The 20,359-nt window shown below is 66.0% G+C and carries 24 protein-coding genes; 12 read left to right on the forward strand and 12 right to left on the reverse strand.

Annotated elements, in window-relative coordinates:
- Window positions 1-32 precede the first annotated feature (32 nt).
- From M1247_RS34070 to M1247_RS34080, 3 genes are all read left to right on the forward strand, one after another.
- Window positions 33-650, forward strand: a complete 618-nt coding sequence (locus M1247_RS34070; protein ID WP_317160864.1) for a TetR/AcrR family transcriptional regulator — start codon at window positions 33-35, stop codon at window positions 648-650.
- 70 nt (window positions 651-720) lie between these two features.
- Window positions 721-1,197: a GbsR/MarR family transcriptional regulator gene (locus M1247_RS34075; RefSeq protein ID WP_317160865.1), complete on the forward strand. Its 477-nt coding sequence runs from the start codon at window positions 721-723 to the stop codon at window positions 1,195-1,197.
- Window positions 1,198-1,251: 54 nt separating this feature from the next.
- Window positions 1,252-3,477 carry a DPP IV N-terminal domain-containing protein gene (locus M1247_RS34080; RefSeq protein WP_317160866.1) on the forward strand — a complete coding sequence of 742 codons (2,226 nt, stop codon included), beginning with the start codon at window positions 1,252-1,254 and terminating at the stop codon, window positions 3,475-3,477.
- A gap of 40 nt (window positions 3,478-3,517) precedes the next feature.
- On the opposite strand, the gene M1247_RS34085 is transcribed toward M1247_RS34080, so the two are convergent.
- Both M1247_RS34085 and M1247_RS34090 read right to left on the reverse strand, forming a co-directional pair.
- The gene (locus tag M1247_RS34085) at window positions 3,518-4,786 is read right to left on the reverse strand and encodes a M24 family metallopeptidase (protein ID WP_317160867.1); all 1,269 of its coding nucleotides are present in this window, start codon (window positions 4,784-4,786) and stop codon (window positions 3,518-3,520) included.
- A 23-nt stretch (window positions 4,787-4,809) separates the two neighbouring features.
- Window positions 4,810-5,580, reverse strand: a complete 771-nt coding sequence (locus M1247_RS34090) for an SDR family oxidoreductase (RefSeq protein ID WP_317160868.1) — start codon at window positions 5,578-5,580, stop codon at window positions 4,810-4,812.
- 100 nt (window positions 5,581-5,680) lie between these two features.
- Here M1247_RS34090 and M1247_RS34095 point away from each other — a divergent pair, with 100 nt between their 5' ends.
- Window positions 5,681-6,547 carry a helix-turn-helix transcriptional regulator gene (locus M1247_RS34095; RefSeq protein WP_317160869.1) on the forward strand — a complete coding sequence of 289 codons (867 nt, stop codon included), beginning with the start codon at window positions 5,681-5,683 and terminating at the stop codon, window positions 6,545-6,547.
- A gap of 30 nt (window positions 6,548-6,577) precedes the next feature.
- Here the strand turns inward: M1247_RS34095 and M1247_RS34100 are convergent, their stop codons facing one another.
- The 3 genes from M1247_RS34100 to M1247_RS34110 are packed head-to-tail and all read right to left on the reverse strand — an operon-like array spanning window position 6,578 to window position 9,110.
- Window positions 6,578-7,570: a zinc-binding alcohol dehydrogenase family protein gene (locus M1247_RS34100; RefSeq protein WP_317160870.1), complete on the reverse strand. Its 993-nt coding sequence runs from the start codon at window positions 7,568-7,570 to the stop codon at window positions 6,578-6,580.
- Entirely contained in the window at window positions 7,567-8,244 is a 678-nt protein-coding gene (locus tag M1247_RS34105) for a haloacid dehalogenase type II (protein WP_317160871.1), read from the reverse strand. Before M1247_RS34105 ends, M1247_RS34100 begins: the two co-directional genes overlap by 4 nt.
- Window positions 8,241-9,110 carry an alpha/beta fold hydrolase gene (locus M1247_RS34110; RefSeq protein ID WP_317160872.1) on the reverse strand — a complete coding sequence of 290 codons (870 nt, stop codon included), beginning with the start codon at window positions 9,108-9,110 and terminating at the stop codon, window positions 8,241-8,243. Before M1247_RS34110 ends, M1247_RS34105 begins: the two co-directional genes overlap by 4 nt.
- A gap of 85 nt (window positions 9,111-9,195) precedes the next feature.
- Between M1247_RS34110 and M1247_RS34115 the strand changes: the two genes are divergently transcribed.
- A complete protein-coding gene (locus M1247_RS34115; protein ID WP_317160873.1) occupies window positions 9,196-9,732 on the forward strand; it encodes a CGNR zinc finger domain-containing protein in 537 nt (178 codons plus the stop codon).
- Here M1247_RS34115 and M1247_RS34120 read toward each other — a convergent pair.
- Window positions 9,717-9,827, reverse strand: coding sequence for a hypothetical protein (locus tag M1247_RS34120; RefSeq protein ID WP_317160874.1), 111 nt, complete (start codon window positions 9,825-9,827; stop codon window positions 9,717-9,719). The genes M1247_RS34115 and M1247_RS34120 overlap by 16 nt on opposite strands.
- Window positions 9,828-9,936: 109 nt before the next feature.
- Between M1247_RS34120 and M1247_RS34125 the strand changes: the two genes are divergently transcribed.
- Window positions 9,937-10,614: a TetR/AcrR family transcriptional regulator gene (locus tag M1247_RS34125; RefSeq protein ID WP_317160875.1), complete on the forward strand. Its 678-nt coding sequence runs from the start codon at window positions 9,937-9,939 to the stop codon at window positions 10,612-10,614.
- Here M1247_RS34125 and M1247_RS34130 read toward each other — a convergent pair.
- Entirely contained in the window at window positions 10,611-11,438 is an 828-nt protein-coding gene (locus tag M1247_RS34130; RefSeq protein WP_317160876.1) for a class I SAM-dependent methyltransferase, read from the reverse strand. The genes M1247_RS34125 and M1247_RS34130 overlap by 4 nt on opposite strands.
- Window positions 11,435-11,905 (reverse strand): GbsR/MarR family transcriptional regulator, encoded by a 471-nt coding sequence (locus M1247_RS34135; protein ID WP_317160921.1) that lies wholly within the window; start codon window positions 11,903-11,905, stop codon window positions 11,435-11,437. Before M1247_RS34135 ends, M1247_RS34130 begins: the two co-directional genes overlap by 4 nt.
- Window positions 11,906-11,998: 93 nt before the next feature.
- Between M1247_RS34135 and M1247_RS34140 the strand changes: the two genes are divergently transcribed.
- The 4 genes from M1247_RS34140 to M1247_RS34155 all read left to right on the forward strand — a co-directional run bounded on the left by M1247_RS34140 (window position 11,999) and on the right by M1247_RS34155 (window position 15,933).
- Window positions 11,999-12,772: an SDR family oxidoreductase gene (locus tag M1247_RS34140; protein ID WP_317160877.1), complete on the forward strand. Its 774-nt coding sequence runs from the start codon at window positions 11,999-12,001 to the stop codon at window positions 12,770-12,772.
- 74 nt (window positions 12,773-12,846) lie between these two features.
- Window positions 12,847-13,869, forward strand: coding sequence for a tripartite tricarboxylate transporter substrate binding protein (locus M1247_RS34145; protein WP_317160878.1), 1,023 nt, complete (start codon window positions 12,847-12,849; stop codon window positions 13,867-13,869).
- A complete protein-coding gene (locus M1247_RS34150; protein ID WP_317160879.1) occupies window positions 13,869-14,402 on the forward strand; it encodes a tripartite tricarboxylate transporter TctB family protein in 534 nt (177 codons plus the stop codon). Before M1247_RS34145 ends, M1247_RS34150 begins: the two co-directional genes overlap by 1 nt.
- Before the next feature lie 4 nt (window positions 14,403-14,406).
- On the forward strand, window positions 14,407-15,933 hold the full coding sequence (locus M1247_RS34155) for a tripartite tricarboxylate transporter permease (protein WP_317160880.1): 1,527 nt from the start codon (window positions 14,407-14,409) through the stop codon (window positions 15,931-15,933).
- Here M1247_RS34155 and M1247_RS34160 read toward each other — a convergent pair.
- From M1247_RS34160 to M1247_RS34170, 3 genes are read right to left on the reverse strand one after another with little or no spacing between them, the layout of a single operon-like run.
- On the reverse strand, window positions 15,889-16,566 hold the full coding sequence (locus M1247_RS34160) for a FadR/GntR family transcriptional regulator (RefSeq protein ID WP_317160881.1): 678 nt from the start codon (window positions 16,564-16,566) through the stop codon (window positions 15,889-15,891). The two genes, M1247_RS34155 and M1247_RS34160, sit on opposite strands and share 45 nt — an antisense overlap.
- Window positions 16,563-17,681 carry an L-talarate/galactarate dehydratase gene (locus M1247_RS34165; protein ID WP_317160882.1) on the reverse strand — a complete coding sequence of 373 codons (1,119 nt, stop codon included), beginning with the start codon at window positions 17,679-17,681 and terminating at the stop codon, window positions 16,563-16,565. Before M1247_RS34165 ends, M1247_RS34160 begins: the two co-directional genes overlap by 4 nt.
- A 39-nt stretch (window positions 17,682-17,720) precedes the next feature.
- Window positions 17,721-18,812, reverse strand: a complete 1,092-nt coding sequence (locus M1247_RS34170; RefSeq protein WP_317160883.1) for an alcohol dehydrogenase catalytic domain-containing protein — start codon at window positions 18,810-18,812, stop codon at window positions 17,721-17,723.
- A 35-nt stretch (window positions 18,813-18,847) separates the two neighbouring features.
- Between M1247_RS34170 and M1247_RS34175 the strand changes: the two genes are divergently transcribed.
- Together M1247_RS34175 and M1247_RS34180 are read left to right on the forward strand one after the other, a co-directional pair.
- Window positions 18,848-19,294, forward strand: a complete 447-nt coding sequence (locus M1247_RS34175) for an acyl-CoA thioesterase (protein ID WP_317160884.1) — start codon at window positions 18,848-18,850, stop codon at window positions 19,292-19,294.
- Complete coding sequence (locus M1247_RS34180) at window positions 19,278-19,715, forward strand: SRPBCC family protein (protein WP_317160885.1); 438 nt, start codon at window positions 19,278-19,280, stop codon at window positions 19,713-19,715. The genes M1247_RS34175 and M1247_RS34180 overlap by 17 nt, the downstream gene beginning before the upstream one ends.
- On the opposite strand, the gene M1247_RS34185 is transcribed toward M1247_RS34180, so the two are convergent.
- Window positions 19,712-20,014 (reverse strand): hypothetical protein, encoded by a 303-nt coding sequence (locus tag M1247_RS34185; RefSeq protein WP_317160886.1) that lies wholly within the window; start codon window positions 20,012-20,014, stop codon window positions 19,712-19,714. The two genes, M1247_RS34180 and M1247_RS34185, sit on opposite strands and share 4 nt — an antisense overlap.
- Window positions 20,015-20,359: the final 345 nt, after the last annotated feature.

The raw sequence follows: 20,359 nt of genomic DNA on the forward strand, positions 1-20,359 counted from the left end.
GTGACAATCGGCATTCGAGCGCAGGACCGGAGGTGAGCAGGGGCATGGCCCACGGCACTGCGAACCAGCGCTCCACGCGGCGGCCCGGTGGCCGCAACGCGCGGGTGCGCACGCAGATCCTCGGGGCGACAGCCGAACTCGTCGCGCGTGACGGCATCGCGGGCTTCCGCTACGAGGAGGTAGCCGAGCTCGCCGGCGTGCACAAGACCAGCGTCTACCGCAACTGGCCCGACCGCGAGGAACTGGTCGCCGAGGCCCTTCTGCAGTACGCCGAGGACCTCGCGTCCATCGCCGACACCGGTGACCTCCACCGCGACCTCGTGGACTACCTGGTGGCCCTCGCGAGTGGTTTGGAAACACCGTTCGGTCGGGCACTCGAACTTGCCGTCCAGTCCACCCACGACAATCCCGCGGTCCGTCAAACGGTGGCCCGGGTCCTCGAGCAGCGCGGCGCAGCCACGCAGCGGCGGGTGGACCTCGCCGTCGACCGGGGCGAGCTGCCACCGGTCGACAGCGCCTTCCTCGGCGAGATGATCTCCGGGCCGGTGCGCCTCATCGTCAACCGCGGGATGCGTCCGTTCACCCGCGCCGACGCCGAGCGCATCGTCGACGTGGTGCTCGCAGGGATCCGGGCAGTCGGTAATCCGTAGCGCTACCCCTGTCGAAGAACTGTTGGCCCGGTTTGTTGCGATTCGGTTTAGTGTCGTAGCGTTCGGAACTATGCCGAACATTCGTCGCTCACCGACCCCTCCGCGGCACGACCCGTTCGCCGATGGTGTCGCTGAGCTTTTCGAGGCGCATGGATGGCCGCGCCTTGTCGGGCGGGTCCTGGGCGAGCTGTTGCTCGCGGAGCCGCCGCATCTGTCCACCGCCGAGCTATGCGAACGGCTCAACACGAGCAAGGGCCACCTGTCGAGTGCCATCACGATGCTTGAAGCGATGCGGATGATCGAACGGTTCGGCGTCTCCGGCTCCCGCCAGCATCACTACCGGCTCGCTTCGGATGCGTTCGTGCGAGCAATGCACCAGGCGATCGAGCCCTCGGCCAGCCTGGCCGGGCTGGCCGACCGAGCGCTGAGCGACGCACCCGCGGATTCACGAGCACGTGTCGAGCTGACCCGGATGCGTGACTTCTACCGGTTCCTCGCCCGACGTCTGCCAGATCTTGTGGCCGAGTTCGAGGCTGAGGCGACGTGAGGCGCGATCGTCCGGGCGATACCCCCTGTCCCCACACGTTAGGAGAACATGTCCATGCCTACTGGCGACCCGAGGTTCGACCGCGTCTACGACGGTTTTGACCACCTCGTCTCCGGCGGCACGATTACTCCTGTCTGGTCTCCGGACGGAAAATCGCTCGCCTTTGTGGAAGGCCCGGCGGAGGATCGACGGGGCTGGCTGGTCGACCTCGCTACGGGCGAGATAGCGCCGCTCATCGCTGATATCCCGGCTTTGCGTACGGCAGTCCGCGAGGCGACCGGAGAAACTCCGGCTGGGCGCGGGCTGCCATTTGCCAGCCTCGCCTTCACCGCCGCGCGACAGGTGACGGTAACCGTTGGCACCGCCAAGGTCGCGATTGAACTGGACAGCGGGGCGGTCGCGAAGCAGCCCGAGGACAGCGTCGCGGATGCTTACCTTGGGGCTTCGGAGGCCGCCCGCCGCACTCCCCGAGGTTTCCTGCGTACCCAGCCGTTGACCGACCCAGTGCCGGCACGGGAAGTGCCGTCACCCGACGGAGCCTGGCTCGCTTCCACCGTCGACGGCAACATCATTGCGCGATCCACGATCGACGGCCGGTCGCTGCCGTGGACCACCGACGGCACCCCGGAGCACGAGTATCGCTTCGACCTCGTGGACCCCATGTTGAGCACGCTCGGGATGGCACATCCCGTCTGTAACTGGTCTCCTGACGGGTCGCGGCTCGCGGTCTACAGGGTCGACAACCGCGGTGTGCACCTCGCCCCTCAGGTTCATTACCTGAAACGCGAAGAGGAAGTGGTGCAGCGGTATCACGGTCAAGCCGGTGGCCCGCTCGAACGCACCACACTGCAGGTGCTCGACGGTTACCGCCACTCGACGGTCGAGCTCGATCTGGGCGACACCAGCGACACCTACCCGGTGCACGCCGCTTGGCTTCCCGACGGCACGCAGCTACTCGTGTTCGTGCTCAGCCGGGACTGTCGCCGGATTCAGGTTCTCCTCGCTGACGCGCGGACGGGAACAACCCGACCGGTATTCAGCGAAGAAAGCACAACCTTCCTGCGGATACACCACGACGTCTACTTCGGCCGCAAGCTCGGACTCTTCCTCACCCCCGACGGCACCCACCTGCTCTGGCTCTCCGAGCGCTCTGGCTGGAAACACCTGTACCTCTACAACATCGAGGGCACGCTGGTCCGGCAACTCACCGATGGTGACTGGCCCGTCGACTACGTGCACCGCATCGACAGCGAGTACGCCTACATCACCGCGCATCTGGACCAAAGCCGCCCGTATGACACCCACCTGGCTCGAGTACCACTCGCCGGGGGACCGGTCGAACAGCTCTCTCGCGAAGCCGGCGTGCACTCGATGACGTTGGCCCCCAGTGGTGCCGCGCTCATCGACACCTGGTGGACACCCGACCAGGCGCCCCGCAGCGTGTTGCGCCGCACCGACGGCTCGTTACTCACAGAGCTGTCCACTGCCGACACCTCCCAGCTGACATGGACGCCGCCACAACAGTTCACCGTCATCGCCGCCGACGGCGAGACGGAACTGTGGGGCGTGATGTACTTCCCGGCCGATTTTGATGAGACCCAGCAATATCCCCTCATCGAATACGTCTATGGCGGACCGCAAATCGCCATATCGGCACACTCGTTCCTGGGCGCCTTCAACAAGGCCGCACTCGCCTTGGCGCAACTTGGGTACGTCACCATCGTGCTCGACGGCCGCGGAACGCCGGAGCGCTCGAAGGCCTTCCACGACGTGGTATACGGCGATTGGACGGCCGGCATCGTGTCTGACCACAGCGCTGCGATCCAGCAGCTGAAGGACCGTCACACCTTCATCGCTGCCGCGAAAGTCGGTGTGCTCGGGCACAGCTGGGGCGGATACTCCGCGTTCCGTCTCGCCGCCGAACGCCCCGACATCTACACCGCCGCGATCTCCTCCGCCCCCGGCTTCGACCCATACTCGTCGGTGCTCTACGAGTGCTATCTGGGCTTGCCGCAGACCAACCGCGCGGCATACCGGAACGCAGAAACCTACCCGCTCGCGGAGCGCATGCAGGCAGCATTCCTGCTCGCCTGCGGCAGCTCCGATCACGCCACCTGGACCGACAGCATGAAAATGAGCGAAGCGTTGATCCGGGCCGGCAAGGAACACGAGTTCGTCGTGCTGCCAGAACAAGTCCACGGTTTCGACAGCGCACACGACGCCTACTTCTGGCGCAAAGTCGCGACCTTCTTTCACACCCACCTGCAAGAGACCGGGTGACGCCTGTAGCTCAGCGCTCGGAGTCCAGTGCCGCTGTGGGCTACGTCGGTGAGGGAGTGGCCGCCCGCAGGATTTGTGCTGTGTATGGGTTGAGTTCGATCGGATCGTCGCCGACGATCACTGTGCCGCCGAGGTAGGCCAGATGCCGTCCGAACACATAGTTGGGTTCCAGGGCGAACGTCATCCCCGGCTTGAGAACCAGATCGCCTGACATGGTGGGATGGTCGAGCTCCACAGGGTAGGCCTCGGCGCCGGAAAGCCGTCGCCGCCCGGTCGCCGGGAAACCGCTCGCCGCGATCAGCGGGTTGAGCGTGTGGATCGACGGGCCGAATTCCCAACCGTCGGCAGCGTCCAACGGCTTGCGGATGGCGTCGACGACATCGCCGAATGTCCGGCCGGGGCGCAGAGCTTGCAGGCCCGCGTCGTAGGCCGCACGCGCGACGGCGGCTGCGCGCTGCAGATCGTCGTGGGGCTCGCCGAGGGTGATCGTGACCTGGTGCTGGGTGTGGCGGCCGCCGAAGTTGCAGAACACCTCGGCGGAGACGACGTCGCCGTCCTGCAGAACACGGGGCGCCTGCGGCCGGTAGCCCCATGGCGGCAGGCCTCTGGCGAGAGGGTCGGGGCCGGTCCAGAAATGCATCGCCGCGGGAAGCGTTCCACGTGCATATCCCGCTGCCATACCGGCGGCGTACACCTGACTCTCCGAAACGCCAACGGCCGCGGTGTCGACCATGGCCCGCACCATGGCGTCACCGATCTCGGCCGCGTGGCGGACAGCGGCGATCTCCTCATCGCCGAGTGGCATGACGAACCGGGACCAGGCCATCCCGACCGGCTTGAACTGGGCGCCGGGGCACCGCTGCAGAACGTTGTTCCACTGGCCGTAGGGCATGAGGCCTTCCGGGTTCCACGGGGGTACAGGATCCAGGCCCAGAACGCCGATCGTCGCCATCGCCAGGCCCAATTGGTCGAGCGTCTCCGCGATCACGTGGGAGTCACGATGTGCCCGCATGTTTTTTGCCGGGATCCACGTGATGTCGCCCCGCTGGGCGGATTCGAGGTGGTCCGTCGCGAACATCTCCATCGGGAACAGCGACACCGGCTCGCCGTCACGGGCGAAGATGACGGTCGTTCCGGCCCTGCCATTGGTGAACCAGGTGTCGTAGGCGAATGCTGCCGGGCCGGCATCCTCGTGCTCGCCGAACACGAGCAGCGCGTCGAGGCCTTCGCGATCCATGAAAGTGCGCGCCAGATCCCAGCGACGATCACGCTCGTCCATCGAGTACGTCGGTAATGCAATGTCATTCATGTCGTTCTCCTCGGGTTCGGTCGTCACCACGGAACGACGCCGGCACGGTCGCGGTACTGCCCGGTGGGTCCGGGCGAGGTGGTGGCGAACTCGACGATGGCATCGGTGCCCTCGGTGACTGTCTGGGTGCCGTGGTGGCCGTTGAGGTCGGTGGCGGTGAAGCCGGGGTCGGCCAGGTTGAATCGGATCTCGGGGATGGCTTTGGCGTACTGGATCGTGATCATGTTCAGCGCAGCTTTGGATGCCGGGTACATCAGGTGGGGACGGGCCGATTCCGGGCGGGTGGGGTCGTTGGCGATCGTCAGTGACCCGGCGCCGCTGGTGACCATCACGACTCGTGGGTCCTGTCCCACGCGCAGTAGCGGCAGGAAGGCGTGAGTCACCCGGACGGTGCCGAACACGTTGACGTCGAACACCGGCGCCAGATGCTGCGGCAAGGTCTCGGCAGGGCCGGTGAACTGCGGGGTCAGCGTTCCTTCGGCGCCGATGTGCTCGCCGGTGACCCCGGCATTGTTGATCAGGACGTCGAGCCGATCGGTGTGCTCGCCGACGACCCGGACGGCAGCACGAACCGAATCGTCGGAGGTGACGTCCAGGGGCACGAACTGTACGTCCAGGCCGTCCGCGACGAGCCGCTCGGCGGCCTGAGCGCCGCGCGACTCGTCACGGGCGCCGAGGAAGACCCGCCAGCCCATTTCACCGAGACGGCGCGCGGTCTCGTAACCCAGGCCCTTGTTGGCGCCGGTGATCAGGACGGTGGTCGCACTGCTTGAGGTGTTGGGTGATTCGCTCATCCCTCGACGATGCCCCGGCGCGGCGGTGCCATCCAGGACCGCGTGAGGCTAGGACCGGCCGTACCAGGATGCCGCCCGCGGAGAGGAGGAGACTGAGAGCATGGACCGTCTCGAGCTCGCCCGTCTCCTCAAGGCCGCTCGGGCGCGCATCGTGCCCGAGGAGGTCGGCCTCCCCGCCGGTCCCCGGCGACGGGTCGTGGGCCTGCGCCGCGAGGAGGTGGCTCAACTCGCCGGGCTGAGTGTCGACTATGTCGTCCGTCTCGAACAGGGCCGTGGACCGCGGCCGTCGGCGCAGGTGCTCACGGCACTGACCCGGGCGTTGCGGCTCGACCGCGATGAACGCGATCAGCTCTTCCGCCTCGCAGGCAGCGCACCGCCGCTCGCCGGCCGTATCGAGCTGTCGGTCCGGCCGAGCATGCTGCGCTTACTGCAGCGGTTGACCGACCTGCCCGCGCTGGTGGTGTCCGCCAAGGGAGACCTGTTGGCGCTCAACCCGATGGCCGACGCGCTCCTGGGCGACCTGAGCCGCTGGCCGGAGAGGCAGCGCAATATCATCTGGCAGCGGTTCCTCGGCGCCGGCACCACTCATGTGGCGCTCGAGCCGGACGAAGACGAAGCCTCGGCGCAACAGTCGATCGGATTGCTGCGCACCGCTTTATCGCGCTACCCACATGATCCGGACCTGCGTGCGCTGATCGAGGAGCTGGTCAACGGCAGCAACCGATTCCGCACCATGTGGGAGCAGGAACGCACCACGGTGCGGCGGTCTATGCACAAGACGATCGACCATCCCGATCTCGGGCGCCTCGTGCTGGACTGCGACACCCTGCTGCTGCCTGACACCGACCAGTCGATGATCGTCTACTCCGCTGCCGCCGGAACCCGCGAGGCCTCGGCGCTGGAGATACTTCGCGTCACGGGCACCGAACGAATGTCCGTGAGCCCGTTGACCGACGTCACCCGTTGAAGTAGGTCCCCTGTGACGGGCCCTGCCATCTCATCCCATCACGACCACCATTTTCCCGCCTGCCTCACCGGCCTCCATGACGCGGTGGGCCTCGCGGATCTCACCGAACGAGAACACCCGCGACGGGGCGGCCTCCAACCGGCCGTCGGCCACCTGCCGGGCGATCTCGCTCAGTGGTACGTCGGACAAGGGGAATTCCGGTGATCCGAACACGAAGCTGCCGAAGAAGTTGAGGTTGACACCGCTGGCCATGCGCAGCAGCGGATTGAAGTCGGCGATCGGATCGAGGCCGCCCAACCAGCCTGCCAGACAGGCGGTTCCACCGCGGCGCAACATATCGAGCGAATCGAGGATGGTGCTGTTGCCGACCAGGTCCAGTACCGCGTCGATCTTGCCGCGCTCGGCGATATGGGCGGCCAGATCGGCCGTCTCCTTCTCGGCCCGCACGGCGCCCAGGCTCTCGAGCATCGTGAACCGCTCGGGGTTGCGGGTGGTGGCGATGACGTGGGCACCGGCGTTGACCGCGAGCTTGAGTGCGGCCTGTCCGAATGATGAGGTGGCGCCGCGGATCACCAGGGTTTGCCCGGCCTGAAGGTTGAGATTGCGGAACAGGCACGTCCAGGCGGTCGCGTAGGTTTCCGGCAACGCGGCAAGTTGCTCCCATGGCAGATCGGAGTCGATGAGCGCCACGTTCGCGGCACGGACGCGGGTGTATTCGGCGTAGCTGCCGTTGATGGTGCGGCCCAGGCCGCCCATGAGGGCCGCCACTTTTGCGCCGACGGGGAACTCTCCTCCGGGGCAGGAGTCGACGATCCCGACGCACTCGATGCCGCTCACTTCGGCGGCTTCCGCCCATTCACCGCGGCGCATGTGCATTTCGGCGTGGTTGATACCGAAGCCCTTGATCTGGATGACGACCTCGCCAGGTTCGGGCCGGGGCTTGGGAATGTCGGTGTACACCAGGCGGTCGAGTCCGCCGAAACCGTCGAGCACAATTGCCCGCATCATCGTGGTGTCGGTCATGATCGGTTCTCCAGATGTTCGGCGAGCTGCAGTAGATCCGCGGCGACCAGTGTCGGCTGCGGGATGCCCGGCGCGGTGAGCACAGCGTTACCGGGACGCGTGATGAGCGCGCCGCTGAAGCCGGCGGCCTGGGCGCCGAGGGTGTCCCACATGTGTGCGGCCACCATCATGCACTGTGAGGGGTCCACACCGAGAGCCTCCGCGGCCCCGGTGTACAGCGAAGGTGCGGGTTTGAAGGCGCGGGTTTCCCCGACGGTGAACTGCCGCTCGAAGTAACCCGCCAGTCCAGCGTGCTCCAGCGGCGTGGCACCGTCGCTGTGCGGCGAGTTCGTCAGCGTCACAAGGCGATACCCGGCTGCGCGCAATCGCTCGAGGCCGGGCGCCACATCGGGATGTGCCGGCATGGTGCGCATGCCGTGGGCCAGAGATTGCACGTCATCCTCGGTGATGTCGACGTCGTGGACTTCGGCCGTCATGCGCAACACCGCCTGCCCGAGGGTGAAGAAATCGGTGTAGCGGCCGGACAGTGTGACGGCCATGGAGTACATCACCAGCTGACCGAACCACTCGCGCGACACGGCCGGATCACCGAACATCCGGCCGAAATGTGGTCGCAGCGAGTCGATGTCGATGAGCGTCTCGTTGACGTCGAACACCAGCACCTCGGGCCTCATCGGGTGGCCCGCTGGAGGAAGGAGTCCATCAGCCCGGCGACCTCGTCGACCGCGGTTTCCAGGAGGAAGTGCCCACCGTCGAGCAGATGGATCTCGGGGTCCACGGCATCTTTGGCGAACGCGCGGGCGCCGTCGGGCCCGAAGATCTGATCACCTTCACCCCAGACCGCCAGGACGGGAACCGCACTGGTGCGCAGGTATTCGTGCAACGCCGGGTACATCGGGGCATTGGTCGCGTAGTCGCGGAACAGCTTCAGCTGGATCTCGTCGTTGCCGGGACGGGCCAGCTGTGCGGCGTCGTGCGTCCAGGTGTCCGGGCTCACCAGGCTTTCGTCGGAAACCCCGGTCAGGTACTGCCATTTGATCGCTTCGATGTCCAGGGCCGCGCGCACCCCGGCCTCGGTCTGAGGCGTCTGCTCGCGCTGGTAGTCCCACACCGCGGACCAGAAACTCTCGACGAAGCCGTCGTCGTAACCGTTGCCGTTCTGCGTGACGATCGCGGTGATGGCCGTCGGCCGTCGCAGCGCCAGGCGCCAGCCGATCGGGGCGCCGTAGTCCTGAACGTAGATCGCGTAGCGGGTGACTCCGAGTTGGTCGAGCAGTCCTTCGGTGAGGTCGGTCAGCGCGTCGAAGGTGTAGTCGAACTCGGTGACTGCCGGAGCATCGGACTGGCCGAACCCGAGATGGTCCGGGGCGATGACGTGGTAGCGCCCGGCGAGCCTGCCGATCAGCTCGCGGAACATGAACGAACTCGTGGGGAACCCGTGCAGCAGCACGATCGCGGGTGCATCGACCGGTCCGGCCTCGCGGTAGAACAGCTGGTGCCCGTCGACGGTGGCGTAGCGGTGGTGAACGGATGCGGTCATCTCTAACTCCTTTTAACTCATTTGATGGTTAGTGACATTCAACGCGGGGTCGCGTAACCTGTCAACAGGTATTTGGAGGTTAGATATGGATGTGGTGGCGATTGACCCCCGGGATGAGGTGCTGCTGCTGGATCTCCTGAACACCACCCCGGTGGTCGACGGGGTGCGGCGCGATGATCTCGCCGCAGGTAGATCAGCGCGGGCCTGGCTGCGTGAGCATGGAATCGCTCAGACCGACCCGGAGCTTGCCGGTCTGGTCGCGGCCCGCACGGTGCTGCAGGCCGTCGTGAGCGGGACGCAGAGTCCGGCCGCGTTGGCCCCGTTCCTCGATGAGGTCGCGTTGGTGCCGACGGTGACGTCAGAAGGTGTGGATTGGCGGCTGAGAACCGACAGTGCGGTGAGCGGTGCAGTACGGGCCGTGCTGGCCTGGGATGCACTGCGGATCACCAGCCCTGGACGCCTACGTCCCTGCGCCAACGACGAATGTCGGTTGTTTCTCCTCGATCGCAGCAAGCCGAACAGCGCACGCTGGTGTTCGATGGCGATCTGCGGCAACCGAATGAAGGCGCGCCGGCATTACCAGCGCGCGAAATCGACAGGCTCCGATTACACCGGCGGGTAGGCCGGCGGCGGATAGACGCCGCGCAGACCCCAGGCCAGCCAAGGGAAAAAGAACTCGCCTTCGTCGCTGAGGTCGTAGTCGGGATTCGGGTCCATGCCCCGAAGTCTAGACCGACGGCGCAAGGTCTGAACAGTGATTGCCTAGACTATCCAACCAGCCAGTTGATTGATAACCCGCCAGGGTTCGAGCTGATAGTGGGTAGCTATGTCATCCGATGCAGAAATCGGTCCCGGCCGCGGTGCCGCCGCCGGGAACGGAACGACCCGGCGCGACGAGCTGTTGTCCGTGGCCGCCAAGTTGTTCGCTGCTCGGGGCTACCACGGCACCAGGATGGACGATGTCGCGGAAGCCGTGGGCCTCAACAAGGCGACGGTCTACCACTACTACTCCAGCAAGTCGCTGATCCTCTACGACATCTACAAGAGCACCGCCGACTTCACCGTCGAGGCGCTGCACGACGACCCGACCACGTCCGCACGGGAAACCATCTACAACTTCACCCGACGGCTGCTGGTCGGCATCGCCAACGACCTGGAGAAGGCCGCGGTCTACTTCCAGGAAGGCCCCTACATCACCGAGTGGTTCACCGAGGAGCAGGTGGCCTACATCCGTCGGGCCGAAACCCAGGTCTACGAGCATGTGCGCGACGTCATCGACCGCGGCATCGCCAGCGGCGAGTTCTACGACTGCGACTCGCACGTGCTGGCCCTGGGCTACATCGGGATGACGCTCGGCGCATACCGGTGGCTGCGTCCGCACGGCAGGCGCACCGCCAAGGAGATCGCCGTCGAATTCAGCACCGCCCTGCTGCGCGGGCTGATCCGGGATGAGGCGATCCGCGCCGAGTCGCCGCTGGGCATCGACGTCGAGCAGGCGCCTTAGAACTCGAACCGGTTCAGGACGTCGTAGCGGCCGGCCGGCGTGGCGTTCAGCACGCGGAACACCATGCGCTGAGCGGCGAACGGGATCTCCTCGTAGCCGGCCAGCGAGCGCACCTGCTCGCGGAAGCGCAGCCGCGGGTTCCACCGCTCCACCTCACGGGCGTCGCCGGTTCCCCACTTGACGATCCCGCCGGTGAACATCCTGGACAGTCGGGGCGCGCTCGACGACAGTGTGTCGAACAGGATCTCGCCACGACCGAAGCGGTCGGTGATGCGCTGCAGCAGTTCACGCACATCCGGCTCGTCGAGATACATCAGCAGCCCCTCGGCGACGATCAGTGCGGGCCGGTCCGCCGGGATCTGGTCGAGCCAGCCGGCGTCGGTCACCGACGATCCGATCATCCGGTAGTGGGCGCCGTCGTCATACAGCTTGCGCCGCAGGTCGATGACGCCGGGCTGGTCGACGTCGAACCAGTCCGTCGTTTCTGTTGCAGGCGGCTTGTTGACCCGCAACGCACGGGTGTCCAGCCCGCAGCCGAGGTGCAGCACGACCGCGTCGCGATGGCGGTCGAGGAAGTCGGTGGCCCACACGTCGAGCTTCTTGGCGCGCAACGCGACCAGAAACTGATTCGCCCACGGCTGGACGGTGCGGTGCACGCGTTTGAAGTCGTAGTCGATCCGGTCCACCGCTTCGGCGGCCGCCCGATCGCCCAAAATCGGTTGTGCCAAGCGGCTTTCGCACGCCCGCAGATACAGAGTGCACAGGTTGGTCCACTCGACCGATTTCCAGCGCACCGAGCTGAAGTCGATCCTGGTGGTCGTCATGTCTGCCTCCTTGCATCGCGGTAGTCCGTCCAGAGCCGGATCAGTTCGTCGTGATAGGTGGTTGTGCTGAATTCGCAGAAGTCCCGTAAGTCCTCGAGTCGCCCGCGCTGTTCGGTCTTGGTCTCGTCGAGCAGTGACAGCCCGTAATCGGCGACGTCGATACCCATCTTCATCCGGGCCAATTGCGCGTTGAGCACACTGGTGAACCCGCCGGGAACGACGCGGTAGAGGTGCTGGCGGTTGGAGCTCGGGAGCCGCTCGATCATTCCGCCTTCCTGGAGCTGACGCGCGACTGTGCTGACCGAGGCCTTGCTGACGGCGAGCGTATCGGCCAATTCGGACAGCGACTGGTGCGGCGGTTCGGAGATCATCAGCCAGCCGTAGACCCGGCCCATCGTGCGTGAGCCGCCGAGCATCTCCATGAACAGCCCGACCCGGGCCACGAACTCGGATTCCTCCGGTGACAACGTGTACCTCCGCAAGTACGTTCAGTATGAACTGAACAAACTATACGTCGGGGCGCTCCGACTACGTCAAGACGCAGACCCCAGACTGATGTCATGACTGATTTGTTCCGACTCGACGGCAAGGTCGCCGTGGTCACCGGCGGCGGCCGTGGCATCGGCCTGATGATGGCCCGCGGCCTGCTGCAAGCCGGTGCCAGCGTGTACCTGTCGAGCCGCAAGGAGGCCGAGTTGGACGCCGCGGTGGCCGAGCTGTCACCGCTGGGCCGGGTTGCGGCCGTGCCTGCCGACCTCGGCACCGCCGAGGGTGTCGCGGCACTGACGGCGGCGGTCACCGGGGCCGAGGACGCCATCCATGCGCTGTTCAACAACGCGGGTGCGGCGTGGGGCGCACCGTACGACGAGTTCCCGGAATCCGGCTTCGACAAGGTGTACAACGTCAACGTCAAAGGCGTGTTCCTGCTGACCCGCGCGCTGACGCCGCTGCTGAACGCCGGTGCCACCGAGGGTGATCCGGCGCGCGTGATCAATACCGGAAGCATCGACGGCATCGTGGCGCCGGGCCGCGGCCGCGACAACTTCTCCTACAGCGCCAGCAAAGCCGCGGTGCACATGCTCACCCAACATCTGGCCGGGGAGCTCGCGCCGAAAATTCTGGTCAACGCCATCGCGCCGGGACTGTTCGAGTCCCGGATGACCAAGGAATTGTTGGCAGCCGGATCCGAGGCCGTCGGATCCGCTCTGCCGCTCGGCCGAATCGGTCAGCCCGATGACATCGCCGGTATCGCGGTCTTCCTGGCCAGCCGGGCCAGCGCGTACATCACCGGCGCGGTCATCCCGGTCGATGGGGGCGTCAGCACCATCCGCTGACAGATCCAACAACGGTATTAAGCGATGCCAAGTTGGGCTTGGACAGGTATCGCCACGCTCCCTATTTTGTAGTGATGACCGCCACACTTGTGCGCCCGCCAACCCGTCGAACTCGCGTCCTGCTCGCGCTCACCGCCGCCGCCGCGCTCTCGCTCAGCGGCTGCGGCGGGGTGCAGACAAGCACCAGCAGCGGGTCCGGTGACACCTACCCGTCGGGCACCGTCGAGATGTACGTCGGTGCCTCCGCCGGCGGTTCCAGCGACTTGATCAGTCGCGCCGTGTCCAAGGGGCTCAGCGACTCGCTCGGTGCGTCGTTCCCGGTGATCAACCGGGAGGGCGCCAACGGTGCACTCGCGGCCGCCGAGGTGTCGAAGGCGCCCGCGGACGGTTCGGTCATCGCGATCCAGAACGCATCGCTGTTCACCATCACGCCGCTGGCGGTCAGTCCCGACGAGGTCACCAACATCGACGACTTCGACGTGGTCTACGGCGTGTCCCGCGACGACTACGTGCTGGTCACCAATCCGGCCAGCGGGTACAAGTCGCTCGACGACCTGAAGAAGGCCCAGCGGATGGTGCGGTACGGCACCACCGGCGTCGGCACCGGCGCCCAGTTGTCGGCCGCGTTGCTGTTCAAGACCAGTGATGTGAAATCCCAGGCGGTTCCGTTCGACGGCGGGGCACCGGCGCTGGCCGCGGTGTTGGGCAACCAGGTCGACGTGGCCTCCATCCAGGTTGGCGAGGCGATCGAGAACATCCAGGCGGGCAAGCTGGTGCCCGTGGCGGTATTCGGGCCCGACCGGATCAGTTATCTGCCGGAGGTTCCGACTGCCAAGGAGCAGGGGCTGGACGTCGAGGTGACGCAGTACCGGTTCATGACGGTTCCGAAGGGAACACCGCAGGAGGTCAAGGACAAGCTCATCGAAGGGATGAAGACGACGTTCGCGACCGAGGAGTACAAGAAGTTCAACGAGCAGAACAGCCTGACCCCGATGGAATTGCCGGGCGACCAGATGCTGGCCCAGCTGCAGAAGGACAAGAAGCGCTACGCCGACCTGGTCAACCAGTACGGCATCAACCTGCGGGATAACGGCTGATGACCGCTGTGAAGGAACCACACGCGCGCGATGTGCTCGCCGAGATCGAGGCCGAGGTCGCCGAAGAACTGGAGGAGGAGCGTCCCCCGGCAGGCGGACCTGTGTCCCAGACCATCGGTGCGCTGGTCGGTCTCGCCATCGGCGTCGCCGGCGCCGTGCTCGCCTACGGCTACGGGCTCGGCTCTCTCCGGGAACCCGGACCTGGCCTGTGGCCGTTCGTGGTCAGCGTGGTCATCGCGGCACTGTCGGCGTTGCTGCTGGTGGTCGGCCGCAAACTGACCGACAGCGAGAAGTTCACGCGCAGCAGCATTCTGGTGGCCGTCGGCGCGATCACCTTCGCGGCCTTCGGGTTGTTGATGCCGCTGATCGGCTTCGAAATTCCCGCGCTGCTGCTGTGCGTGATCTGGTTGCGGTTCCTCGGCGGCGAGAGCTGGCGCAGCACCATCGTGATCAGCGTGCTGACCACGGCGACGTTCTACGTTCTCTTCCTGTACGGGTTGCGCGTCGCACTGCCCCACCTGATCGCCTTCTGAGTTCATGGATTTCAACGCATTCCTGGACGGCTTCGCCCTCGTCGCACAGCCGACAAACCTGCTCTACTGCCTGATCGGCGTGCTCGTCGGCATGGTGATCGGCGTGCTGCCCGGTCTCGGCCCCGCCGCCACCATCGCGATCCTGCTTCCGATCACCTACACCATCAACCCGGTCTCGGCGATCATCATGCTCGCCGGCATCTACTACGGCGCCCAGTACGGCGGCACCATCACCTCGGTGCTGTTGCGGCTTCCCGGCGAGGCGTCCTCGGTGGTGACCGTCTTCGACGGCTTCGCCCTGGCCAAACAAGGCAAGGCGGGGACAGCGCTCGGCATCGCGGCGATCGGTTCCTTTGTCGGCGCGACCATTTCGATCATCGGGCTGACCCTGCTCGCCCCCGTGGTGGCAGACATCGCCCTGGATTTCGGCCCGCCGGAGTACGCCGCGCTGGCGTTGCTGGGTGTGTTGCTTGTTGCCACCATCGGCAGCGGCAACAAGCTCAAGGCGATGATCGCAGGCACCGTGGGGCTGCTGCTGGCCACCGTGGGCCGGGACAATTTCAGCGGCGCATCCCGCTTCACCTTCGACAGCCTGCAACTGGCCGACGGAATCGACTTCGTCGTGGTGGCAATGGGATTGTTCGGCGTGGGGGAGATCCTCTACAACCTCGAGCAGCGGCACGGCAAGCCCCACGTCCCGGCCGAGGTCGGCAATGTGTGGCCGTCGCGCAAGGACCTGCGGCAGTCGTCAGGGGCGATCGGCCGCGGCTCGCTGGTCGGCTTTTTCCTCGGCGTGCTGCCCGGTGGCGGGGCCACGCTCGCCTCAATCGTGGCCTACGCCACCGAGAAACGACGCGCCAAGAATCCTGAGCGGTTCGGGCGTGGCGCGGTCGAAGGTGTCGCCGCTCCGGAGACGGCCAACAACGCGGCAGCCACCTCGTCGTTCATACCGCTGCTCACCATCGGCCTGCCGGCCAACGCCTCGATGGCAATGCTGTTCGGCGCGCTGTTGATCCTCGGCATCTCGCCCGGACCGCAACTGGTCAACGAGCACCCGGATGTGTTCTGGGGCGTGATCAACTCGATGTACATCGGCAACCTGCTGCTGCTGATCCTGTCGATTCCGTTGGTGGGCCTGTTCGTCCGGATCCTGCGGGTACGCCCTGCGATCCTGGCGCCGATCACCGCACTCATCACGATCCTGGGTGTCTATACGATCAACAACTCGGTCTTCGACATCTTCCTGATGGTCGCGTTCGGCATTCTCGGTTACCTGATGAAGAAGACCGGCTTCGATCCGGGCTCCATGGTGTTGGCCTTCGTGCTGGGCACCATCATCGAGGCGAGCACCCGTCGGTCGTTGCTGATCTTCGACGGCGACCCCAGTGGCTTTGTCACCCGGCCGCTGTCGGGCTCTATTCTGGCGATCTTTGTTGTGGTGGCGCTGCTTCCGGTGTTCCAGTACCTGCGCAAGCGGCGGGCCGCGTCAACGGCCGGAGTCGAGCCTCCGACGGGTGTTTCCAAGGTGTAGTCGCATGGCGGCCCTGGCCAGTTCAGGGTTGCCGGCGATGACCGCGGTCGCCACCTCGTCGTGTTCGCGCCGGACCCGCTCGGCGTGGGCGGCGTCGGTGATGGAATGTGCTGCGCCCAACCGGGTGCGGGTCAGCATGATCATCATCGGGCCCAGCGAGTCGACGAGTTCGACGTAGAACCGGTTGCCGCTGGCGGCCGCGACGGCCCGGTGGAACCGGAAGTCCGCTTCGACCGCGTCGTCGGGGGCGGCCGAGCCGAACTCCGCGAGTGCCGTACTGATCGCCGTGCTGCCGGCAGCGTCGATGCGGGATGCGGCCAGGGCTGCCGCCTCACATTCGACGCCGAGCCGGAAGTCGATCATGTCGAGCACGTCGTGGTGGGTGCGGATGGCCGCCGATTCGACGGTGAACGACGTCGGTTCCGGCAGGGCCAGCACGAATGAGCCACGGCCCTGGAAGGTTTCGACCAGACCCTCGGCGCGCAGCCGGGTCACGGCTTCCCGGATCACGGTGCGCGAGACCCCGAATTCGTCGATCAGCTCGGACTCCGAGGGCAGTTTGTGCCCGGGGGGCAGGTCGCCGGCCAGGATCTTGTCCTTCAGGCCGGCGACCACCCGCTGCGATGCGCTCACAGGCCGAATTCTGCCCGCTCCTTCGTCAGCGCACGCATCTGGTCGCTGAGCGTGAAGCCCAGCCCGGCCCGTTCGGGCAGCCACATCCGGCCGTCGCGGATCTCGATGCGCTCGTTGAACAGTGGGTTCAGCCACTCGAAGTGCTCGACCCACGGCTCGGTGGGGTAGGCCGCGGCCAGGTGCAGGTGGATCTCCATCGCGTAGTGCGGGGCCAGCGCCAGCCCGGCGTGGGAGGCAAGTGTGGCGAACCGCAGGAACGGCGTGATGCCGCCGATGCGGGGCGCGTCGGGCTGGACTATGCCGCGGTAGCCGGCGTCGATCAGCGCCATGTGTTCACCCACCGAGGTGAGCATCTCGCCGGTGGCGATCGGGGTGTCGAAGGCGTGGCTGAGATCAGCGTGTCCGACGGCGTCCCAGGCATCGAGAGGTTCCTCGATCCACACCAGGTCGTACTGTTCGAGTTCGCGGCACATCCTGCGGGCCCGCGCCCGTTCCCACTGCTGGTTGGCATCGACCATCAACGGGGTGTCGCCGAGATGTTCGCGCAGGGCGGCGACCCGGTCCAGATCGAGCTTCCAATCCGGTTGTCCGACTTTCATCTTGATGCCACCGATACCGGCTTCCAGTGAGGCGGTGGCCTTCTCCTTGATCTCGGCGACCGAGGCCTGCAGGAAACCGCCCGAGGTGTTGTATACCCGGCAGGAGTCGCGGTGGGCTCCAAGCAGTTTGGCCAGGGGAAGATCCGCGCGGCGGGCCTTGAGGTCCCACAGCGCGACATCCAGTGCGGCGATGGCCTGGGTGGCGACACCCGAACGGCCGACCGAGGCGCCGGCCCACAGCAGCGACTGGTAGATGCGGTCGATGTCGGATGGGTCCTGACCGATCGACACCTCGGCGATCTCTGCGAGATGGGTGTACTGAGCCGGGCCGCCGGCGCGCTTGGAATAGCTGAAACCCATCCCCTCGAAGCCCTGTTCGGTGCGGACCTCGACGAACAGCAGCACGGTTTCGGTGAGCGGTTTCTGCCTGCCGGTGAGGACTTTCGCGTCGCTGACGGGGTTCGTCAGCGGCAGCACGACGTGGGACAGGGCGAGGTGACGGATCCGATCAGACATATGACAAGTGTACAACTTGTCATATAAGTTGGACAGGGTTCAGTCGAAGTTGATGATCTGCCGTACGGCCTTGCCGTCGGCGAGTTCATCCATGCCCGCATTGATCTCGTCGAGTGTGATCGTCGCGGAGACCAGTTCCTCGACAGGCAGCCGGCCGGCCCGCCAGAGCTCGACGAAGCGCGGGATGTCGCGGGCGGGAACCGCGGATCCGAGGTAGCTACCGATCAGCGAACGCCCTTCGGCGACAAAACCCAACGGTGACAACGAGATTCGGGCGTCCGGTCGGGGCAGTCCGACGGTGATGGTGCGTCCACCCGGGGCTGTCAGCGCGACCGCGGTCTCCAACGCGACCGGATGGCCCGCGGCCTCGATCACCACGGACGCTTTGATATCGGCTGCTTGTTCGGGCGTGTAGGTTTCGTGGACCCCGAGTGCGCGCGCCCGGTTCAATTTGTCGGGTAACTGGTCCACCCCGATGACGCGAACATGGTCGTGCGCCAGTGCGGTCAACGCCGCCGCCATCCCGACCCCGCCCAGTCCGACCACGATCACGGTCTGGCCGGGTTGCGGCTTACCCACATTGAGTACGGCGCCGCCGCCTGTCAGGACCGCGCAACCCAACAGCGATGCGACAACAGGGTCGACGTCCGGCGGTACCGGCACCACCGACCGGCGATCCACCACCGCATGTGTGGCAAAGCCCGACACCCCGAGATGGTGGAACACTGGTTCGCCGTTGCGGGTCAGGCGGATGGCGCCGTCCATCAGCGTGCCCGCGCCGTTGGCCGCGGAGCCGGGGCCGCAGGGGGTCAGCCCGTCGGTCGCGCAGGCGGGGCAGTCGCCGCAGCGGGGCAGGAACGTCATCACCACCCGTTGTCCGACGGCAAGGTCGCTGTCACCGCCTTCCACCACTCCGGCCGCCTCGTGCCCCAACAACATCGGCACCGGGCGGACGCGGTTGCCGTCGACCACCGACAGGTCGGAGTGGCACAACCCGGCAGCCTCGATACGTACGAGCAGTTCACCGGGGCCGGGCTCGGCCAGGTCGAGGTCGGACACGCTCAGTGGCCGGGATTCGGTGTAGGGACGGGCCAGGCCGATGCTTTCGAGGACGGCTCCACGGATCTTCATGACGTCCAGCCTGCCGCGGCTGCAAGACTTCAGCCATGACGGGTACCGAACTGACCGCTGGAGATTTCCCGGTGCACTGGCCGGTGCTGACCCGGTGGACCGACAACGACATGTTCGGCCATCTCAACAACTCGGTGTACTACGCGTTGTTCGACACCGCGATAAATGCGTGGATCAACACCAACTGCGATGTCGACCCGGTGACAGCCTCGTGGCTCGGAGTGGTCGCCGAATCCGGTTGCCGCTACTACTCCGAACTCAAATTCCCGGACCCGCTGGTGGTCGGGCTGGCGGTGACCAGGCTGGGCAACAGCAGCGTCACCTACCGTTTGGGACTGTTCGAGCCCGACGGTCCGGTCGCTGCGGTCGGGCACTGGGTGCACGTCTACGTGGACAGGGCCACGCGTCGTCCCGTCCCGATTCCCGGCGCGATCCGGTCGCTGTTGGAGCCGATATGCTCGGCGGATGCCGCTCGTGAGTAAGACCGTCGAGGTCGAAGCCCCCGCCGAGACGATCATGGCGATCGTCGCCGACTTCGAGGCGTATCCGCAGTGGAACCCCGAGATCAAGGGCGCCTGGGTGCTGGCCCGCTATGACGACGGGCGTCCCAGCCAGCTGCGCCTCGATGTCGAGGTGCAGGGCCAGTCCGGTGTTTTCATCACGGCCGTCTACTACCCCGGCGAGAACCAGATCTACACCGTGCTGCAGCAGGGCGATCACCTGTCCAAGCAGGAGCAGAAGTTCTCGGTGGTGCCGATCGGTGCGACCTCGCTGCTGACCGTGGACCTCGAAGTCGAGACCAAGTTGCCGATTCCCGGGCCCATGGTGAAGAAGGCGATCGGCGACACTCTCGAGTATCTGGCAGGCAACCTCAAGACCCGCGCCGAGCAGTTGGCGGCCTAAGCAGCCAGTTCCGCCGCTTTCGCGCGCAGCGCCATCACGCGTTGGTGAATGCGGTACTCGGTGGAACGGGGCATCCAGGCGGGTCGGTACCGGCCGTGTTTGAGACGAAGCACCCGGCCGTGGCCGATCTCCCAGCGCAGCGCGTCCGAGACGGCTTTCGACGCGCGTCCGGCGACGGTGAATCCCTGGTGATCAAGTGCCTCGACCAGATCGCCCACCGACTGCGGGCCGTTCTGGAACAGATACATGGTCAGCACATAGCGGAGTTCGGTTCCCCGCAGCTGCAGCTTGGTGCCCATGCCGTCACGTTGCCACCGCCCTCCGACAGGACCTCACCAGTCACATCTGTCCCGGCTCCGGAAGGATGTGTCGTTCGGCCCGCCTGTTAGCGACTTTGTCGCTGAGAACGCCACATGGTGCGCACTGGTATCAGCGGCACCAGCCCGGGAATCACATTTAGCCCATTGGCCTCGTAAGCCTCGTCGGCATCAGGATTTGAGCTGCCCGCCTAATAGCGACTTTGTCGCTGAAAGCGGCCTGCCTCGTCGGTCTCACGCTGAAACTGTGCCGAGCTGTGCCGAATTGCGCTGAGGGACAAGGCCGGGACTGTTTTTGTCCCTGGCTGCAATCTCGGTGGTCCCGGT

It is taken from the genome of Mycobacterium appelbergii (assembly GCF_032883035.1).
GTDB lineage: Bacteria > Actinomycetota > Actinomycetes > Mycobacteriales > Mycobacteriaceae > Mycobacterium > Mycobacterium appelbergii.

Excerpts from the sequence above, each read along its gene's own strand:
- M1247_RS34080 (WP_317160866.1), top strand. The coding sequence starts at position 1,252 with ATGCCTACTGGCGACCCGAGGTTCGACCGCGTCTACGACGGTTTTGAC.
- M1247_RS34155 (WP_317160880.1), top strand. The coding sequence starts at position 14,407 with ATGGATTTCAACGCATTCCTGGACGGCTTCGCCCTCGTCGCACAGCCG.
- M1247_RS34125 (WP_317160875.1), top strand. The coding sequence starts at position 9,937 with ATGTCATCCGATGCAGAAATCGGTCCCGGCCGCGGTGCCGCCGCCGGG.
- M1247_RS34165 (WP_317160882.1), bottom strand. The coding sequence starts at position 17,681 with ATGTCTGATCGGATCCGTCACCTCGCCCTGTCCCACGTCGTGCTGCCG.
- M1247_RS34110 (WP_317160872.1), bottom strand. The coding sequence starts at position 9,110 with ATGACCGCATCCGTTCACCACCGCTACGCCACCGTCGACGGGCACCAG.
- M1247_RS34075 (WP_317160865.1), top strand. The coding sequence starts at position 721 with ATGCCGAACATTCGTCGCTCACCGACCCCTCCGCGGCACGACCCGTTC.
- M1247_RS34120 (WP_317160874.1), bottom strand. The coding sequence starts at position 9,827 with ATGGACCCGAATCCCGACTACGACCTCAGCGACGAAGGCGAGTTCTTT.
- M1247_RS34180 (WP_317160885.1), top strand. The coding sequence starts at position 19,278 with ATGCCGCTCGTGAGTAAGACCGTCGAGGTCGAAGCCCCCGCCGAGACG.
- M1247_RS34100 (WP_317160870.1), bottom strand. The coding sequence starts at position 7,570 with ATGACCGACACCACGATGATGCGGGCAATTGTGCTCGACGGTTTCGGC.
- M1247_RS34130 (WP_317160876.1), bottom strand. The coding sequence starts at position 11,438 with ATGACGACCACCAGGATCGACTTCAGCTCGGTGCGCTGGAAATCGGTC.
- M1247_RS34085 (WP_317160867.1), bottom strand. The coding sequence starts at position 4,786 with ATGAATGACATTGCATTACCGACGTACTCGATGGACGAGCGTGATCGT.
- M1247_RS34090 (WP_317160868.1), bottom strand. The coding sequence starts at position 5,580 with ATGAGCGAATCACCCAACACCTCAAGCAGTGCGACCACCGTCCTGATC.
- M1247_RS34185 (WP_317160886.1), bottom strand. The coding sequence starts at position 20,014 with ATGGGCACCAAGCTGCAGCTGCGGGGAACCGAACTCCGCTATGTGCTG.
- M1247_RS34095 (WP_317160869.1), top strand. The coding sequence starts at position 5,681 with ATGGACCGTCTCGAGCTCGCCCGTCTCCTCAAGGCCGCTCGGGCGCGC.
- M1247_RS34170 (WP_317160883.1), bottom strand. The coding sequence starts at position 18,812 with ATGAAGATCCGTGGAGCCGTCCTCGAAAGCATCGGCCTGGCCCGTCCC.
- M1247_RS34115 (WP_317160873.1), top strand. The coding sequence starts at position 9,196 with ATGGATGTGGTGGCGATTGACCCCCGGGATGAGGTGCTGCTGCTGGAT.
- M1247_RS34175 (WP_317160884.1), top strand. The coding sequence starts at position 18,848 with ATGACGGGTACCGAACTGACCGCTGGAGATTTCCCGGTGCACTGGCCG.
- M1247_RS34140 (WP_317160877.1), top strand. The coding sequence starts at position 11,999 with ATGACTGATTTGTTCCGACTCGACGGCAAGGTCGCCGTGGTCACCGGC.
- M1247_RS34145 (WP_317160878.1), top strand. The coding sequence starts at position 12,847 with ATGACCGCCACACTTGTGCGCCCGCCAACCCGTCGAACTCGCGTCCTG.
- M1247_RS34150 (WP_317160879.1), top strand. The coding sequence starts at position 13,869 with ATGACCGCTGTGAAGGAACCACACGCGCGCGATGTGCTCGCCGAGATC.
- M1247_RS34105 (WP_317160871.1), bottom strand. The coding sequence starts at position 8,244 with ATGAGGCCCGAGGTGCTGGTGTTCGACGTCAACGAGACGCTCATCGAC.